This is a genomic window from Nocardioides segetis (genome assembly GCF_051390595.1).
GTDB lineage: Bacteria > Actinomycetota > Actinomycetes > Propionibacteriales > Nocardioidaceae > Nocardioides.
In genome coordinates this window covers 36,010-53,488 of sequence record NZ_JBNINR010000020.1, presented here as the reverse complement: position 1 = coordinate 53,488, position 17,479 = coordinate 36,010, and the positions used below count along the sequence as shown (strand labels likewise).

General features: G+C 73.8%; 11 protein-coding genes. 6 read left to right on the top strand and 5 right to left on the bottom strand.

From position 1 onward, the window contains the following. Positions 1 to 31: 31 nt before the first annotated feature. On the bottom strand, positions 32 to 1,387 hold the full coding sequence (gene gdhA / locus ACPZVR_RS23215; protein WP_436702092.1) for an NADP-specific glutamate dehydrogenase: 1,356 nt from the start codon (positions 1,385 to 1,387) through the stop codon (positions 32 to 34). 200 nt (positions 1,388 to 1,587) lie between these two features. On the opposite strand from gdhA, the gene ACPZVR_RS23210 reads away from it, so the two are divergent. After that, entirely contained in the window at positions 1,588 to 3,702 is a 2,115-nt protein-coding gene (locus ACPZVR_RS23210; protein WP_436702056.1) for a molybdopterin oxidoreductase family protein, read from the top strand. Between the two features lie 4 nt (positions 3,703 to 3,706). Here the strand turns inward: ACPZVR_RS23210 and ACPZVR_RS23205 are convergent, their stop codons facing one another. Continuing rightward, positions 3,707 to 5,062: an MFS transporter gene (locus tag ACPZVR_RS23205; RefSeq protein WP_436702055.1), complete on the bottom strand. Its 1,356-nt coding sequence runs from the start codon at positions 5,060 to 5,062 to the stop codon at positions 3,707 to 3,709. 189 nt (positions 5,063 to 5,251) lie between these two features. Continuing rightward, positions 5,252 to 6,745, bottom strand: a complete 1,494-nt coding sequence (locus ACPZVR_RS23200) for a hypothetical protein (protein WP_436702054.1) — start codon at positions 6,743 to 6,745, stop codon at positions 5,252 to 5,254. Between the two features lie 304 nt (positions 6,746 to 7,049). Between ACPZVR_RS23200 and ACPZVR_RS23195 the strand changes: the two genes are divergently transcribed. The 4 genes from ACPZVR_RS23195 (at position 7,050) to ACPZVR_RS23180 (ending at position 13,414) form a co-directional block, all read left to right on the top strand. Continuing rightward, positions 7,050 to 8,528 carry an FAD-dependent oxidoreductase gene (locus ACPZVR_RS23195; protein ID WP_436702053.1) on the top strand — a complete coding sequence of 493 codons (1,479 nt, stop codon included), beginning with the start codon at positions 7,050 to 7,052 and terminating at the stop codon, positions 8,526 to 8,528. A gap of 2 nt (positions 8,529 to 8,530) precedes the next feature. Beyond that, positions 8,531 to 11,377, top strand: coding sequence for a nitrite reductase large subunit NirB (nirB, locus tag ACPZVR_RS23190; RefSeq protein WP_436702052.1), 2,847 nt, complete (start codon positions 8,531 to 8,533; stop codon positions 11,375 to 11,377). A gap of 163 nt (positions 11,378 to 11,540) precedes the next feature. Then, positions 11,541 to 12,665, top strand: a complete 1,125-nt coding sequence (locus tag ACPZVR_RS23185) for a uroporphyrinogen-III synthase (protein WP_436702051.1) — start codon at positions 11,541 to 11,543, stop codon at positions 12,663 to 12,665. A gap of 59 nt (positions 12,666 to 12,724) precedes the next feature. Continuing rightward, positions 12,725 to 13,414: a sirohydrochlorin chelatase gene (locus tag ACPZVR_RS23180; protein WP_436702050.1), complete on the top strand. Its 690-nt coding sequence runs from the start codon at positions 12,725 to 12,727 to the stop codon at positions 13,412 to 13,414. 48 nt (positions 13,415 to 13,462) lie between these two features. On the opposite strand, the gene ACPZVR_RS23175 is transcribed toward ACPZVR_RS23180, so the two are convergent. Next, a complete protein-coding gene (locus tag ACPZVR_RS23175) occupies positions 13,463 to 15,325 on the bottom strand; it encodes a hypothetical protein (RefSeq protein WP_436702049.1) in 1,863 nt (620 codons plus the stop codon). Positions 15,326 to 15,462: 137 nt separating this feature from the next. Here ACPZVR_RS23175 and ACPZVR_RS23170 point away from each other — a divergent pair, with 137 nt between their 5' ends. Further along, the gene (locus ACPZVR_RS23170) at positions 15,463 to 16,923 is read left to right on the top strand and encodes a calcium-binding protein (RefSeq protein WP_436702048.1); all 1,461 of its coding nucleotides are present in this window, start codon (positions 15,463 to 15,465) and stop codon (positions 16,921 to 16,923) included. An 81-nt stretch (positions 16,924 to 17,004) separates the two neighbouring features. Here the strand turns inward: ACPZVR_RS23170 and ACPZVR_RS23165 are convergent, their stop codons facing one another. After that, on the bottom strand, positions 17,005 to 17,463 hold the full coding sequence (locus ACPZVR_RS23165) for a MarR family winged helix-turn-helix transcriptional regulator (protein ID WP_436702047.1): 459 nt from the start codon (positions 17,461 to 17,463) through the stop codon (positions 17,005 to 17,007). Positions 17,464 to 17,479: the final 16 nt, after the last annotated feature.

Genomic DNA, 17,479 nt, shown 5'->3' with positions numbered 1-17,479 from the left:
ACGACAGATTCGGTCGTCGAACCGTCCGGCCTCAGATCACGCCGAGCGCCAGCATCGCGTCCGCGACCTGGGTGAAGCCCGCGATGTTGGCGCCGGCCACGTAGTTGCCCGGCACGCCGTAGGTCTCGGCCGTCTCCAGGCAGCGGGCGTGGATGCCGACCATGATCTGCTCGAGGCGCTCCTCGGTGTGGGCGAAGCTCCACGAGTCGCGCGACGCGTTCTGCTGCATCTCCAGCGCGCTGGTCGCCACGCCGCCGGCGTTCGCCGCCTTGCCGGGGGCGAAGGCGACACCCGCCTCGGTGAGGACCTTCACGGCCGCGGGGGTGCAGGGCATGTTGGCGCCCTCGGCGACGACGGAGCAGCCGTTGCGGACCAGCGTGAGCGCGTGCTCACCGTCCAGCTCGTTCTGGGTGGCGCAGGGCAGCGCGATGTCGCAGGGCACGTCCCACACCGAGGTCCCGGGGTGGTCGGGGCCACCCGCGACGAAGCGGGCCGACTCGCGGGCCTCGGCGTACGCCGACAGCCGCTCGCGGCGCACCTCCTTGACCTCCTTCAGCAGGGCGAGGTCGAGGCCCTTCTCGTCGACGACGTAGCCGCTGGAGTCGGAGCAGGCGACCACGATCGCGCCGAGCTCGGCCGCCTTCTCGGCGGCGTAGATCGCGACATTGCCGGAGCCCGACACGACGACCGTCTTGCCCTCGAAGGAGCTCTTGCGGGCCTTGAGGATCTCGTTGGCGAAGAACACCGTGCCGTAGCCGGTGGCCTCGGTGCGGACCAGGGAGCCGCCCCAGCCGATGCCCTTGCCGGTGAGGACGCCGGACTCGTAGCGGTTGGTGATCCGCTTGTACTGACCGAACAGGTAGCCGATCTCGCGACCGCCGACGCCGATGTCACCGGCGGGGACGTCGGTGTACTCGCCGATGTGGCGGTAGAGCTCGGTCATGAACGACTGGCAGAAGCGCATCACCTCGGCGTCGCTGCGACCCTTCGGGTCGAAGTCGGAGCCGCCCTTGCCGCCGCCGATGGGCATGCCGGTGAGTGCGTTCTTGAAGATCTGCTCGAAGCCGAGGAACTTCACGATGCCGAGGTAGACCGACGGGTGGAAGCGCAGGCCGCCCTTGTAGGGGCCGAGCGCGGAGTTGAACTCCACCCGGAAGCCGCGGTTGAGCTGGACCTGGCCGGCGTCGTCGACCCACGGGACCCGGAAGATGATCTGGCGCTCGGGCTCGCACACGCGTCGGATGATCGCGGCGTCGGCGTACTCCGGGTGACGGGCAACGACCGGACCCAGGCTGTCCAGCAGCTCGCGCGTCGCCTGGTGGAACTCCGATTCGCCGGGGTTCCGGGCCAGGATCTCGTCGAAGATCGGCTGCAGGGTCGGGTTCAGATCGTTCACGATGCTCCTTCAGACGCACGAGGACGACGCCGCCCACAACGCTGTGGTGATGTCTCTCGGAAGTTCCTAGCGTCTCATCTCCGTGACCATCCTGTGGACGGCGGGTCCTCCGGTGAGACTGTGCGGACTCGTTGACACGGGGTGTCGCCAGCGCTCCCCGGCGTGAAATGCGGGTGACGTGGAATCGGATCGTGACCGCCCCCGCGACCCCCACCCACTGCCCCTACTGCAGCCTGCAGTGCGGCATGACGCTCGCCCGTGCGGGTCGGGTCGGCGTCGAGATCGGCGCCCGGGAGGACTTCCCCGTCAACGAGGGCGCGCTGTGCCGCAAGGGGTGGACGGCCGGTGGACTGCGCGGCAGCAGGGAGCGGCTCACGACCCCGCTGCTGCGCGACCGGACGACCGGCGAGCTGCGCTCGGCCGGCTGGGACGAGGCGCTCGACCTGGTCGCCGACCGGCTCCGCGCGCTCCAGGAGGCGCACGGGAAGGACGCCGTCGCCGTCTTCGGCGGCGGGGGCCTGACCAACGAGAAGGCCTACCTGCTCGGCAAGTTCGCCCGGGTCGCCCTCGGCACGAGTCAGATCGACTACAACGGCCGCTGGTGCATGAGCTCGGCCGCCAGCGCCGCCAACCGGGCCTTCGGCATCGACCGCGGCCTGCCCTTCCCGTTGGCCGACATCGAGCACACCGACGTCCTCGTCCTCGTCGGCTCCAACCTGGCCGAGACCATGCCGCCCGCGGCACGCCACCTCGACCGGCTCCGCGCGCGGGGCGGTCGCGTCGTGGTCGTCGACCCGCGGCGCACCCCGACCGCCGAGCGCGCCGACCTCTTCCTCCAACCCGTCCCGGGCACCGACCTGGCCCTCGCGCTGGGCGTGCTGCACCTGCTCGACGCGTGGGGCGCGATGGACGAGGCGTACGTCGCGACCCGGACCACCGGCGTCGACGACCTACGCCGGGCCGCGGCCGGGTGGTGGCCGGAGCGGGTCGAGCGGACCACCGGCGTCGCCACCGCCGAGCTCCACGCCCTCGTCGACCTGCTCATCGGCACCGCGGCGCCCGCCGACGGGGAGCGGGGCGACCGACGCCCGCGGGTGATGGTGCTGACCGCCCGCGGCGCCGAGCAGCACGCGCAGGGCACCGCGACGGTGCTGGCCTGGATCGACGTCGCGCTGGCCCTGGGCATGCCGGGGCGGCCGTACGCCGGCTACGGCTGCCTCACCGGTCAGGGCAACGGCCAGGGCGGGCGTGAGCACGGCCAGAAGGCCGACCAGCTGCCCGGCTACCGGATGATCGACGACCCCGCCGCGCGCGCCCACGTCGCCGAGGTGTGGGGCGTCGCCGCCGACACGCTGCCGGGACCCGGGCGCTCGGCGTACGAGCTGCTGGAGGCGCTCGGCCACGACGGTGGGCCCCGGGCGCTGCTGGTCCACGGCTCGAACATCGCCGTCAGCGCGCCCAACGCGACCCGGATCACGCAGCGCCTGGAGTCGCTGGACCTGCTCGTCGTGTGCGACCTCGTCCTGTCCGAGACCGCGGCGCTCGCCGACGTCGTCCTCCCCGTCACCCAGTGGGCCGAGGAGACCGGCACCATGACCAACCTCGAGGGCCGGGTGATCCTGCGGCGGCAGGCGCTCGCGCCGCCCGCGGGGGTGCGCAGCGACCTCGACGTGATCGCCGGCCTCGCGTCGCGGCTGGGGTCCACGGCCGCCTTCCCCACCGACCCGGAGGAGGCCTTCGCCGAGCTGGGCCGCGCCTCCGCGGGCGGCCGGGCCGACTATGCGGGCATCAGCTATGCCCGGATCGCCGAGGAGCACGGCGTGTTCTGGCCCTGCCCCTCGCCCGACCATCCCGGCACGCCGCGGCTGTTCGCGGACTCCTTCGCCACCCCCGACGGCCGCGCGCGCTTCGTCGTGCCGGAGTACGCCGGGCCGGCGGAGGAGCCCGACCCGGCGTACCCGGTGCACCTGACGACCGGCCGGGTGCTGGCGCAGTACCAGTCCGGTGCCCAGACCCGGCGGATCCGTGAGCTCGCCGACGACGGTGCCTTCGTCGAGCTGCACCCGATGCTCGCCGACCGGATCGGCGCGGCCGACGGTCGACCGGTGGTGGTCCGGACCCGGCGGGGCGAGCTGCGGGCGCCCGCGCGGGTGGTCGACACGATCCGCCCGGACACGATCTTCGTGCCCTTCCACTGGGTCGGCGCCAACCGGCTCACCAACGACGCCCTCGACCCGGTCAGCCGGATGCCGGAGTTCAAGGTGTGCGCGGCCCGGGTGCTGGTGCCGGCGGACGGGACCCGGTGAGGGCTCACACCGTGCGGACGCAGGTGCACTGAGCGGCGGCGAGGGTGCCCTGGGCCGCCTCGGCCTCCACCACGCGCGCCCGGCCGGCGCCGGCCAGGGCCGGCTCCCGCGGGACGCGCCCGCCGGGCGTCGCCTCGGCGGGCACCCCGTCGGGTACGACGACCGGGCGGGCCCGCGGCGCCCACAGGAGCCGCGCGGCGACGGCGCCGCTGGCGGCCAGCACGAGCAGGATCGACCAGGCCGCGGCGAGACCGACGCCGGTGCCGATCCAGCCGGCCACGGGGTAGGTGACCAGCCACGCCAGGTGGGACAGCGAGAACTGCGCCGCGAAGAGCGTGGGCAGCGCGTCGGGCGTCGCCGAGCGCCGCAGCACCCGGCCGGTCGGGGTGACGATCAGGGCCATGCCGCCGCCGACCGCGATCCAGATGGCGCCCGTGATCCACCACGTGGTGGCGTCGGTCGCCGCCATGGCCAGCGCCGCCGTGACGGCCGCGGCCAGGACGGTCGATCCGGTCATCATCACGGTGCGGTCGGCGATCCGGTCGAGGACCCGGGGCAGGGCGACGGCGACGACGAGGGTGCCGCCGCCGGAGGCGGCCAGCATCCAGGCCACGTCGGCCTGGCTGCCCTCCAGCACGTCGCGCACGTAGTTGACCGTGTTGACGACGACGATCGCGCCGGCGGAGGCGACGACCAGGTTGAGCGCCATGATCCCGCGCAGCTGGGGGGCGCGGGCGAAGGCCTGGATCCCGGAGGAGATCCGCTCCCAGGCGTTCGCGGTCGCCGTCGGCCGGGCGTCGGGGATCGCCGTGCCCAGCACGAGGACGGCCGAGACGGCGAAGCCCGCCGAGGTGCCGACGAACAGCCAGTCGAAGGTCATGAAGGTCAGTGCCACCGCGGCGAGCACCGGACTGAGCAGGCTCTCCATCGTGTAGGCCACCTGGGAGGCGGACAGGGCCCGCGTGTACTGCGCCTCCTCGGTGACGATGTCGGGGATCACGGCCTGGAAGGTCGGGGTGAACGCCGCGGACGCGGACTGGAGCAGGGCGATGAGGACGTAGATGTGCCAGACCTCGCTGACGAACGGCAGCGCCAGTACCACGCCGGCGCGCACGACGTCGAGCAGCGCCAGGAAGAGCCTGCGGGGGAGGCGGTCGACGAACGCCGCCGCCAGGGGCGCGATGACGACGTAGAGCACCATCTTGATGGTGAGCGCCGTGCCGAGGACCGCACCGGCGTCGGGGCCGGCGAGGTCGTAGGCGAGGAGGCCGAGGGCGACGGTCGCCAGCCCGGTGCCGAAGAGCGCGATGATCTGTGCGGCGAAGAGGCGGCGGAAGTCGCGGATCGCGAAGAGGCTCACCACGGCCTCCTTTCAGGCGGGATGAATGTCGGAGTATACCCCCAAGGGGTATATGCGCGCCCAACGGCGAGCCCGCGCCCAGGTATTCCGGGACGCGCCGGATGTGACGGAGGCGACGCGTCCGACTCGGTCAGATGGCGTCACGCGGGGGTTGCCCGCGGGGGATCCGGCCAGCCGGATCCCGAGGCCTCACCGCCGACGCCAGATGTGGAAGTCGTCGTACGCCGCCTGCTCGCGGTAGTGCCGGACGAAGTAGTCCTGGACCCCGCTCGCGTCGATGCCCCAGGTGGCGAGGCTCGCCCCGGACACCACGACCCAGCGCGGTGCGTGCGGGCCGGTCAGAACGGACCGGAGCTCGGTCAGATCCGGGTCCAGGACGCGCACGGGCAGGCTCCACAGGTGCGGGTACGGGCTGGACAGCCCGCTGCCGACCACGATGTCCGGGCGGCCGAACGCGACCACGACGCCGTCGTCGGGCTCGGCGTGGTCGCGCAGGTAGTGCGCGATCTTGGCGTCGGTCGCGATCGCGGGGTTCGCCGGGTTGACCAGCTGCTCGGTCCACGCGGCGCCGGTCGCGACCAGGGTCAGGCCGAGGCAGGCGACCAGCGCCTGGCGCACCGGCGCGGTGGGGCGGACCAGGCAGGCCAGCACCACGAGGCCCGGGACCAGCCCGGTCAGGTAGTGCAGCCAGTAGCTGCCGCCCGCGACCACGCCGACCAGCTCCCACCCGGCGAGGCCGAGCCCCGCCACCGTGAGCGGTGCGCCGCGGGGCCCGTCCCGCAGCGTGTCGCGGACCGCGATGACCACCGTCGTGCCGAGGAGTGTCGCCGCGCCGCTGGCGACGAACGCGAGCCCGAGCAGGAGCATCCGGTCCGACGTGGCGGCGCTCGCCGACGTGTCGATCACCTCCGCGGCCCGGAGCCGGAAGACGACGACGGCGTCCCAGAGGTCGGCGGGGGAGGTGCCGCGCTCGGCCGCGGAGGCGACGGCGGCGGCGAGGACCGTGACCGAGCCGGCGGCGAAGCAGCCGGCGAGCCGCAGGAGTCCGGCCACGCGACCGTGGCACAGCACCATCAGCACCAGCGCGAACACGAAGCCGTCGACGACATTCTGCTTGACGAGGGCCGCGGCCATCGCCGCCGCACCGGCGCCCGCCGCGAGCAGGAGGGGACGCCGGCCGGCCGGCGTCGACAGGGCCGCCACCAGCCCCACCACGCTCAGCAGCACGAACGGCGCCGCCAGCAGCTCGCCGTTGGTCTCCGGCATGCCGAGCAGCGGGCTCGACAGCAGGGCCGCGGCGAGGATGGGGACGGCCCGGGTCGTCCAGTGCGCTCCCGGCGCGGCCAGCCGCGCGGCGAGGAGTCCCGCCAGCAGGACCACCGCCGCGCTCGCGACCGCACCCAGCACCATGACCGCGGGCGCCGTCACGCCGTCATCCCCGAGCCCGATCGGACCGAGCCACGCGGTCACGCGGAAGATCCAGATGAGCAGCGGCGGCCGGTCGACCCAGTGGTCGCCGTACAGCGAGCTCCCGTCGTGCCATTGCTGCCCGACGGCGAGGAAGCCCGCCGCGTCCGAGGCGAGGGGGGTGCGGAGGAAGGGCAGCCACGCCCCGAAGGCCACCGCCGCGGCGACGTACGTCGCCCGCGACACGCGCACGTCGCGGGGGGCGGGCCTCAGCATGGCCCCGACGTTAGATGATTGACGCGCGGGTCTCGCACGCTCCGCGACGCTCGGCATCCGTGCTCGCTGCGTTGCCGACGCTCGACGTGCGCCCAGCATGCCTTCGCGCCGGCGCCTTGCGAGCGCGGCGCCGAGCGCCGCTCGCAGCACGTTCCCGCGCATCAATCATCTCGCCGGACGCCCTGACGGCCCCGCAGGGAACTCCGGGAACACGAGAGCGCGGCGTGAGGCCGTGAGGACTCGTTGACATCGCAGTGCGGCCCGCGCGCCCCGGCGCGAAACCTCGGTGACCTTCGATGGCTCCATGACCAGCCGACCCTCCGCCGGACCACCGCGCCCGCGGCTGGTGGTCGTCGGGTCCGGGATGGCCGCGACCCGACTGGTCGAGGAACTGGTGGCCCGGGGCGCGCCGGCGCGGATGGAGATCACCGTCCTCGGCGACGAGGAGGCCGCGCCGTACAACCGGATCCTGCTCTCCGCCGTCCTCGAGGGCACGCACCGGCCGGAGGCGCTGACCCTGCGTGTGCCGGCGTGGTACGCCGCGCAGGGCGTCGATCTGCGGCTCGGGGCGCGGGTGCTCGGCGTCGACCGGGAGCGCAGGGACGTCATGCTCGTCGACGGCACCCTCGTGGAGTACGACGCCCTCGTGCTCGCGACGGGCAGCATCCCGTCGCTGCCGCCGATCCGTGGCCTGGTCCGGATCGACGGCTCCCTGCACGACGCGGTCCACTCCTTCCGCTCCCTCGCCGACTGCGAGCGCCTGCTGTCCGTGCTCCCCACCTGCCGGCGTGCTGTCGTCGTCGGCGGTGGCCTGCTCGGCCTCCAGGTGGCCCGTGCCCTCGGCGTGCGCGGCATCGGCACCGAGGTCGTGGAGGGCGCCGATCACCTGCTCCACCAGCAGATCAGCGCTCCCGCCGGGCGGGTCCTCGCCCGGGACCTCCACCGCCTCGGCGTCGCCGTCTACACCGGCGCCCGCGCCGTCCGGCTCGTCGAGGGCCCCCACGGCCCCGCACTGCGGCTCGACAACGGCGCCACGCTGGACACCGACCTCGTCGTCCTCACCGCCGGCGGCCGCCCCTCGACCGCCCTGGCGCGCGGCGCGGGCCTCGCCGTGCGTCGCGGTGTCGTCGTCGACGACCGCCTCGCGAGCGTGACCGACCCGACGGTGCACGCGCTCGGCGACTGTGCCGAGCATGCCGGCCGCACGACCGGCTTCGTGCCACCCGCGTGGGAGCAGGCCGGCGTCCTCGCCGACATCCTCTGCGGCGCGCCCACGAGTTACGACGGCAGCCGGGTCGTGGCCCGGCTGCGCGCCACCGACCTCGACGTGGCCGTCCTCGGGGACGCCGCGGCCGAGGTCGCCGCCGGGGGCGAGGTGGTCGAGGTCGCGAACCCGATCGCGGGGTCGCACCGCCGCCTCGTGGTCCGGGACGGACGGATCGTGGCCGCGACGCTGGTCGGCGACCTGTCCCGGATCGGCCTGATCACCCAGCACTTCGACCGGCGGACGGTCCTCGGGCCCGAGGAGCCCGGCCGTCTGCTGATGCCGGAGCGGACGGGAGCGAGCGACGACAGCGCGGTCGCGCTCCTCCCGGACGACGCCGAGGTGTGCGCCTGCGCGGGTGTCACCGCCGGCCGGATCCGCGCCTGCTCCTCGCTCGAGCAGGCCCGCGACACCACCCGAGCGACCACGGGCTGCGGCGGCTGCGCCGGCACCGTGCGGCAGCTCGTCACCCACCGGACCGACCCCGTGGCCCTCGCCACCGCCCAGAGAGGGATCTGATCATGAACCAGCGCAGGCAACTGGTGGTCGTCGGCCACGGCATGGTCGGCCACCGCTTCGTCCAGGCGGCGATCGAGCGCGGGCTCACCGAGACCCACGACATCACCGTCCTCGGCGAGGAGCCGCGCCCGGCGTACGACCGGGTGGCGCTGACGTCCTACTTCGAGGTCGGCGCCGAGGCGCTGTCGTTCCTCCCCGGCGGTGCGTACGACGACCCACGGGTCACGCTGCGCCTCGGCGCCGAGGTCGTGGCGATCTCCCCGCGACAGCGGGTGATCACGCTCGCCGACGGTGAGGACCTGCACTACGACGAGCTGGTGCTCGCGACCGGCGCCTTCCCGTTCGTGCCACCGGTGCCCGGCAAGGACCTCAGAGGTGTCTTCGTCTACCGCACGATCGAGGACCTCGAGGCGATCCGGGCGGCGTCGAAGAAGGCCAAGGTCGGCGCGGTCATCGGCGGCGGCCTGCTCGGACTGGAAGCCGCCAACGCGCTGCACCAGCTGGGCCTGGAGACCCATGTCGTCGAGCTCGCGCCGCGGCTGATGGCGGTCCAGATCGACGACGCCGCCGGATCCACGCTCAACCGACACATCGAGACCCTCGGCCTGACCGTGCACACCGGCGCGATGACCGAGGCCGTGCTCGGCAAGGACAGGGTCACCGGCCTGGCGCTCAAGGACCGCAACCCGATCGACGTCGACCTGGTCGTCTTCTCCGCCGGCATCCGTCCTCGCGACGCGCTGGCCCGGGCCGCCGACCTCGACATCGCCGAGCGCGGCGGCGTCCTGGTCGACGAGCACTGCCGCACCAGCGACGAGCACATCTGGGCGATCGGCGAGTGCGCCGCTCCCGGTGGGCGGATGTACGGCCTGGTCGCGCCGGGCTACGCGATGGCCGAGGTGGTCGTCGACGCCCTGCTCGGCGGAGCGGCGGGCTCCTTCACCGGCGCCGACATGTCGACGAAGCTCAAGCTGCTCGGGGTCGACGTCGCGTCGTTCGGCGACGCCTTCGCCAGCGACGAGGACGCCCTCGAGGTCGTGTACGCCGACGCGGTGGCCGGCATCTACAAGAAGCTCGTCGTCAAGGAGCTCGCGAGCGGCGGCTACGAGCTGCTGGGCGGCATCCTGGTCGGTGACGCGTCGTCGTACGGCGTACTGCGGCCGCTGGTCGGCTCCGGCATCGAGCTGCCCGACAACCCCGAGGAGCTGATCCTCCCCGCCGCCCGCGGCGGCGGCCCCGAGCTCGGCCTTCCCGACGACGCGCAGGTCTGCTCGTGCAACAACGTCACCAAGGCCCAGATCGTCGCGGCGGTCTCCGACGGCGGCGGCTGCGACAGCCCGGCCTGCGTCACGGCCTGCACCAAGGCCGGCTCCACCTGCGGCTCCTGCAAGACCATGGTCAAGAAGGTCGTCGAGGACCACTTCGCCTCACACGGCGTGGTCGTCGACAAGTCGCTGTGCGAGCACTTCGCGATGACCCGCCAGGAGCTGTTCGAGGTGGTCGCCGTCCACGGCTACCAGCGCTTCGACGACATCATCGAGGGTCACGGCCGCGGTCGGGGCTGTGACATCTGCAAGCCCGCCGTCGCCTCGATCCTCGCCAGCCTGCTCAACCACCACGTCCTCGACGGCGCGAACGCGACCCTGCAGGACACCAACGACGCCTACCTCGCCAACCTCCAGAAGAACGGCACCTACTCGGTGGTCCCGCGCATCCCCGGCGGCGAGATCACCCCCGACAAGCTGATCGTGATCGGCGAGGTGGCCCGCGACTACGGGCTCTACACGAAGATCACCGGCGGGCAGCGGATCGACCTGTTCGGCGCCCGGATGGAGGACCTGCCGGCGATCTGGAAGCGGCTGGTCGACGCCGGCATGGAGTCCGGCCACGCCTACGGCAAGGCGCTGCGGACCGTGAAGTCCTGCGTCGGCTCGACCTGGTGCCGCTACGGCGTGCAGGACTCGGTCGGCCTCGCGATCGAGCTCGAGCTGCGCTACCGCGGGCTGCGCTCGCCGCACAAGCTCAAGGGCGGGGTGTCGGGCTGCGCCCGGGAGTGCGCAGAGGCGCGGGGCAAGGACTTCGGCGTGATCGCGACCGAGAAGGGCTGGAACCTCTACGTCGGCGGCAACGGCGGCGCCGTGCCCGCCCATGCCCAGCTGCTCGCGGGCGACCTGAGCCGCGAGGACCTCATCCGCTACCTCGACCGCTTCCTCATGTACTACATCCGCACCGCCGACCGGCTGCAGCGCACCGCCGGCTGGCTCGACGAGATCGGCGGCCTGGACCGGGTCCGCGAGGTCGTCGTCGACGACGCCCTCGGCCTGGGCAGCGAGCTGGAGTCGAGCATGGAGCGCCATGTCGACTCGTACTTCGACGAGTGGCGGGCCACCATCGAGGACCCCGCGAAGCTGAGCCGATTCGTGTCCTTCGTCAACGCGCCCGGCGCGCCGGAGCCCGCGGTCACCTTCCAGGAGGAGGCCCGCACCACGACGACGCTCACCCTGGGCACCGCCGTGTGCCGTCTCGAGCAGGTGCAGCGCGAGTCCGGCGTGGTCGCGTTGGTCGGCGGCGAGGAGGTCGCCGTCTTCCGGACCTACGACGACGAGGTGTTCGCCCTCGCCAACCTGGACCCCTTCGGGCAGGCGTCGGTGCTCGCGCGCGGCATCGTCGGCACGACGACCCGCGACGGCGGCGACGTCGCGTTCGTCGCCAGCCCGCTGCTCAAGCAGCGCTTCGACCTGCGGACCGGGATCTGCCTCGACGACCCGGCGGTCGTCGTACCGAGCTATGACGTCCGGGTGGTCGACGGCATGGTGGTCGTCGGCGCCCGACGCGAGACAATCGGGTAGTGGTCACCTCCGGAGCCCCGCCGTGTGTCCCGCACCCTGGGCACGCACCTGGCGGCGTCGGCGTCGCTCGACGTGCGATCCAGCATGCCTTCGCTCCGCCGCCTTGCCATGCACGCACCCAGTGCACGGGCCACCCCCAGCGTGACTCCGGAGGTGACCACTCGTGAGCGACCTTCCTCTGTCCGGCTTCAGGATCGGCGTCACCGCGGCGCGCCGGGCCGACGAGCAGATCGCGCTGCTGGAACGGCGCGGGGCGGCCGTGATCCACGCGCCGGCGCTGTCGGTCGACCCCAACCGGATCGACGAGGAGGGTCTGCGCGCGGCCACCGAGGAGGTGCTCCACCAGCCGGTCGACATCTTCGTCGCCACCACCGGCATCGGCCTGAAGTCGTGGTTCACCGCGGCCGGGCGCTGGGGCCTGCTCGACGACCTCACCGCCCACCTCGGCGGCGCCGAGATCCTGGCCCGTGGGCCCAAGAGCGTCGGCGCACTGCGCCGGTTCGGTCTGCGCGAGCTCTGGGCGCCGGAGTCGGAGGAGTTCGAGGACGTGCTCGCGCACCTGCGGGGCCGCGACCTGCGGGGGCGGCGGATCGTCGTGCAGGAGCACGGCCAGTCGCTCTCCCTCGCGGCCCACGCGCTGCGCCGGCTCGGCGCCGAGGTCACCACGGTCGCGGTCTACCGGGTCGAGGGTGCGGCCGACCCCGAGCCGATGTTCGGCCTGATCGAGGCGGTCGCCGAGCGCCGGGTCCACGCCGTCACCTTCACCGCGGCTCCCGCGATCGCCGCGATGATGGAGGCCGCCGGCACCACCGGCCACCGCGACGAGGTGGTCGGCGCCTTCCAGGCCGACGTGGTCGCCTCCTGCGTGGGCCCGGTCACCGCCGCCGCCTTCGAGATGTGGGGCGTGCCCTCGATCCACCCCGACCGCTCCCGCCTCGCCGCGATGGTCAAGCAGCTCGAGGTCGAGCTCCCTTCGCGCGCCGCCGGCACCACCCTCGACGTCGCCGGGCACACCCTCCTCCTGCACGGCGACCTCGGTGATCGCGGCGTCCTGCTCGACGGGGTCGAGGTGCGGCTCTCGCCCGCCCCCTACGCCGTGCTCCAGGCCCTGCTCGTCAACCCCGGCACCGTCGTCTCCCGCCGCGACCTCCTCGCCGCCCTCCCGTCCGGCACCGCCGGCTCCGAGCACGCCGTCGAAATGGCCGTCGCGCGCCTGCGCGCCGCCCTCGGCACCCGCTGCATCCAGACCGTCGTCAAGCGCGGGTACCGCCTGGCGGTCACCCCGTGAGGCCGAGTCCCGCCGCAGTGTCGTGCGTCCCGTGGGCTCGAGCCCGCGGGACGCGTGACGTGACGCCCGCACCCCACCTGGTCACCGTCGCCCACGGCACCCGCACCGCCGCGGGCAACGAGGTCGCCCGCCGGCTCACCGAGGCCGCGGCCGCGCGCCTCGGCTGGGCCGCCACGGCGTCGTACGTCGAGCTGTGCGCGCCACTCTTCGCCGAGGTCGTCGCCGACGTCGCCACGCCCGCGGTGGCCGTGCCGCTGCTGCTCTCGACCGGCTACCACCTGCGCCAGGACCTGCCGGCGATGCTCGCCGCCACGGACCGCCCGGTCCGGCTCGGCCGCTCGCTCGGCCCCGACGTGCTGCTCGCCGCGGCCCAGGCCGACCGGCTCCGCGCCGCCGGCGCCACCCCCGGCCAGCCGGTGGTCCTGGTCGCGGCCGGTTCCACCGATCCCGCCGCGTCCGCCGACCTCGACGCCGCCGCCCACCTGCTCGCCCACGCCTGGGGCGCGCCGGTCCGCCTCGCCACGCTCTCCGGCCGTGGCCCCCGGCTCGCGGAGGTCGTCCGGCCGGGGGACGCCGTGTCGCCGTACCTCCTCGCCACGGGCCACTTCCACCACCGGGCCCGCCGCGACGCGTACGCCGCCGGTGCCGGCGTCGTCGCCGGCGTCCTCGGACCGCACCCCCGCCTGGTCGACCTGGTCGTCGAGCGGGCGCGCGCGCTCGCCCCCGCCGCCGTGCGGGTGCCGGTCTGAGCCGGTTGCCGGTCCGAGCCGCTCCGCCGGGCTGAGGGACCGCCCGGGTCAGTCGTCGAAGGTCAGGCGGACCACGATCCGCTGCCGCTCGCCGGCGTCGCTCACCGTCATGCCCGCGGTGTCGAGCGGCGCGAGGTCACCGGGGGCGACGTCACCCTCGCCGAGTGCCCCGGCCCACTCGCCGCGGTCGAAGTCGACGTAGGTGATCGTCAGGGCGCGGTCGGCATCGGGCACGGCGTTCGCGAAGCGGTCCGAGTCGCCGAGCGTCCCCGTCTCCTCGGCGACCCGTTCGACGAACGCGCGGTCGGCGCCCACCACCACCGCGTCGTCGGTGCGGACCGACGGCAGCACGTCCTTCCCGCCGAACGCGGCGCGCACCTTCTCGAGCGCCGACTCGACCTTCGCGAGGTCACCGGTGATCCGTGCCGCGATCGGTGCGTCGCCGGACACGCCGTCGAAGTCGAACGCGTCCTCGAACCCGGGACCGGCCACGAACGCGACGGTGTCCCCACCGAGGTCCTCGAGGTCATCGGGCGTGAGGCCGGTGCCCTTCTCGAAGTCGGCCAGCAGGCTCTCCGGCTCGCTGCCGAACGCCGTCGGGCCCTCGGTGATCGCCTGCTCGGCCCAGTCGGTGCCGAAGCCGGCGCCGAAGGCCAGGGCCGCGTCGTCCGGGAGGCCGCTGATGGCCTCGAGCGCGTGCGTTCCGGCGTACCGCCCCTCCGGGCCGGTCAGCAGCGGGTCCGCGACGACCTCCACCTCCAGCGCCCCGTCGGCGAAGCGGGCGATCCCGCCGAGCCCGGTGAAGCTCTCCAGCCGCTGGCGGACCAGGTCCGGCACCGGCAGCGAGAAGTCGTCGAGGAGCTCGTCCTCGGACAGCTCGGACTCCTCGGCCAGCTCGTCCTCCGTCCAGAACCCCTCCGGGGCGTCGCCCGCCGTCCCGTCGCCCGTTCCATCGCTCTCGTCGGCGTACAAGGCGTCCATATCCGCCATCAGCTGCTCCTGCTCGGCGGGGGAGAGGCTGTCGAAGTCGTCCATCCGCTTCCAGAGCCGCTCCTCCTCCGGCGTCATCGCGGCTGCCATGTCCGTCTCGACGTCGTCGGCGACCTCGGTGAAGACCGTGGTCATGTTCGCGAACGCGATCAGCAGGTCGACCGGATCGGCCGCATCACCGAGCGGCGCGGCGAGGAGGACCGACAGGAACGGGTCCTTCTCCAAGGCCGCGAGCATGGCCGAACCGGCCTCGGGGGCGGCGTACAGGGTGAGCACGCCGGCCTCGCCCGCGGCCGAGGTCAGCTCCTGGAAGTCGGCGTCGTCGCCGAGGTGGGCGCGCCGGCCGTCGGCGACGACCTGGCGCGCGACCTGATCGCTGCCGGCGAGGACCGCCCAGCCGTCGCCGAGCGCGAAGCCCATGTCGTCCCCGCAGTCCGCGAACGCCTTCTCCAGGCCGGCCCGCGCCTTCTCCCGGTCGCCGACCTGCACGACGGCGACCGGCGCGGGGACGTCCTTCCCCTCCTGAGGCACGACTGCCAGCGCTGCCCGGTCGCCCGCCCAGTCCGCCACGTCGTCGTAGCCGAGGTCGCAGCCGCTCTCGTCGGCCAGCCGGTCGACCAGGGCGCCGCGCAGGTCGTCCTGACTGTCGAGGCCGAGGTGCTTCGCGAGGCTCGGGAACCGCTTCAGGGCCTGGTAGGCCGCGAGCTTCTGGCCACCGGGCGGGTCGAGGTCGATCCCGACGTAGGCGAGCGTGTCGGCGGGCAGCACCTCCGACGCCTGGGGACCCTGGGCCAGCCAGCCCTGCCAGGCCCAGCCACCGGCACCGATGACGGCGACCACCCCGATGGCGCCGACGACAGCGGCGACCCGGCGCCTCCTTCCGGAGGTCGGGGGCGGAGCGGAGGGCGCGATCTGGCTCATGGGAGGACCGTAGGCGGCCGTGGGCCCTTCCGGGGAAGGTTCTCCGGAATCCGGACCCGCGTCACATCGCTCCGTGGACGATCCGCGCCCAAGCGGACCGCAAGCCCGCCGCAAGCACGGGAGCCGATCCTCGGGGCATGAGACGACATCTCCTCCCCGTCCTCGCCCTGGCGCTCGCGCTCCCGGCAAGCCTCGGCCTCGGCGGCGCCGCCGAGGCCGCGACCCCGAAGTGCGCCGGACAGAAGGCGACCATCGTCGGCACGAACAAGGCCGAGAAGATCGTGGGCACCAAGGGTCGCGACGTCATCGTCGCCCGCGGCGGCAACGACCGGATCGACGGTCGCGGCGGTCGCGACATCGTGTGCGGCGGCAAGGGCAACGACACGATCCGGTCCGGACCCGGTGCCGGCGGGCTGCTCCACGGCGACGGCGGGCGGGACCTGATCATCGCCGAGGCCGACGACACCGGTCTGTACGGCGGTGCGGGCAACGACACGCTCCGTACGACGCGCAGCGACACGCTGCTCGACGGCGGCGCGGGCAACGACGTCATCGCCGGCGGCCCCTTCCCCGACGTCATCGACGGGGGACCGGGCGACGACCGGATCACGGCCGGCGGCGGCGACGACCGCCTGGTCACGGGGGGTGCGGGCAACGACACCATCGACGGCGGCGAGGGCACCGACGTCCTGCGCGGGGGACCGGGCAACGACCTCATCGCCCTCGGCTCCGGGGCCGGCGGCTTCGGCTTCGGCGAGGAGGGGGACGACTCGATGACGACCGGCGACGCGGGCCAGACCCTGTACGGCGGCGAGGGCAACGACCTGCTCAAGTCCTCGTGGCCGGGGAACTCGATCAACGGGGAGGGTGGCGACGACACGCTGATGGGCGGTCCGGACCCGGACCGGCTCAACGGCGGCGACGGCAACGACCATCTCTCCGGCGGTGGCGGCGACGACGTCGAGCTGAACGGCGGCTTCGGGGTCGACGTCTGCGACGGCGGGCCGGGCCGCGACCAGTGCAACGGCGGCGCGCCGGGTGGCCCGGAGAACTCGCCGGACGATCCGGACGTCTGCACGGCGGAGGTGATGCGGTCCTGTCGGGGTGAGGGCCTGCCCGAGCGGTGGGCCGGCGCGATCTCGGGCGTGACCCGCCTCGAGCCCGCCCCCGGCATCGTCGAGCTCGCGACCTGGACCCTCGACGTCACCGTGGTGAAGGACCAGGACTTCAACGGCGAGATCTTCTACCGGCTCGAGGAGGCCGAGGGGACGTACACCGCGACGCGAGCCGCGACCTGCAGCTTCGACAGCTCCGGCAGCTTCGACGAGGCTGAGCTGTGGGCCGACCTGCGGGTGCGCAAGGAGGGCAACGGGTTCTACTTCGAGCTGGGCGGACCGGAGCTACTGGAGGTCACCCTGGTCTGTCCGGAGAGCCAGCGCGTCCACCTCGCCTCGCTGCTCACGGGCGGGCGGGTGCTCGAGGGCGTCCGCAACCCGGAGACCGGGCGGATCGTCGGGGGGTCGCGTCTCGACCTCGCGGACAACTTCTACCGCGAGTGGCAGTTCGACCTGGCGCCGGTCGCGCCGGGCCTCCCGTAGCCCACCCCGGCTCTCGTCGTACCCGGCACTCCGGTCGTGCATCCGCCGTCGGCGTGACCCGGATGCCGGGTACGGCGGCGGTCAGGCCCGAGTGCCCACCGTGCCCACCGACCCGACGAAGTGGACGAGGTCGGCGAGCTCGGGGACCTCGCCGGCCTCGTCGAGCGTGGTCCGCAGGACCTCTTCGTGCAGCGGGCGCGCCTTCTCCAGGAGGGCGCGCCCGGCCGGCGTGAGCTCGGTGTAGATGCCGCGCCGGTCGTCGGCGCACAGGATGCGGCTGAGCAGGCCGCGGTTTTCCAGGCGCGTGACGAGGCGGGTCGTGGCCGACGCGGACAGCGCGGCGGCGCGGGCCAGCTGCTGCATCCGCATGTGCCAGCCGTCCTGACGGCTCAGCGCGTCGAGCACGGTGAACTCGACGACCGACAGGTCGTGGTCGCGCTGCAGCGCCTTCTCCAGTGCCGTCTCGATCAGCCCGTGGAGCGCGGCCAGCGTGCGCCATCCCTGGGTGCGGATCTCGACCGCGTCGTCGGCGATGCCCATCGTCGTCCCTCCTCGT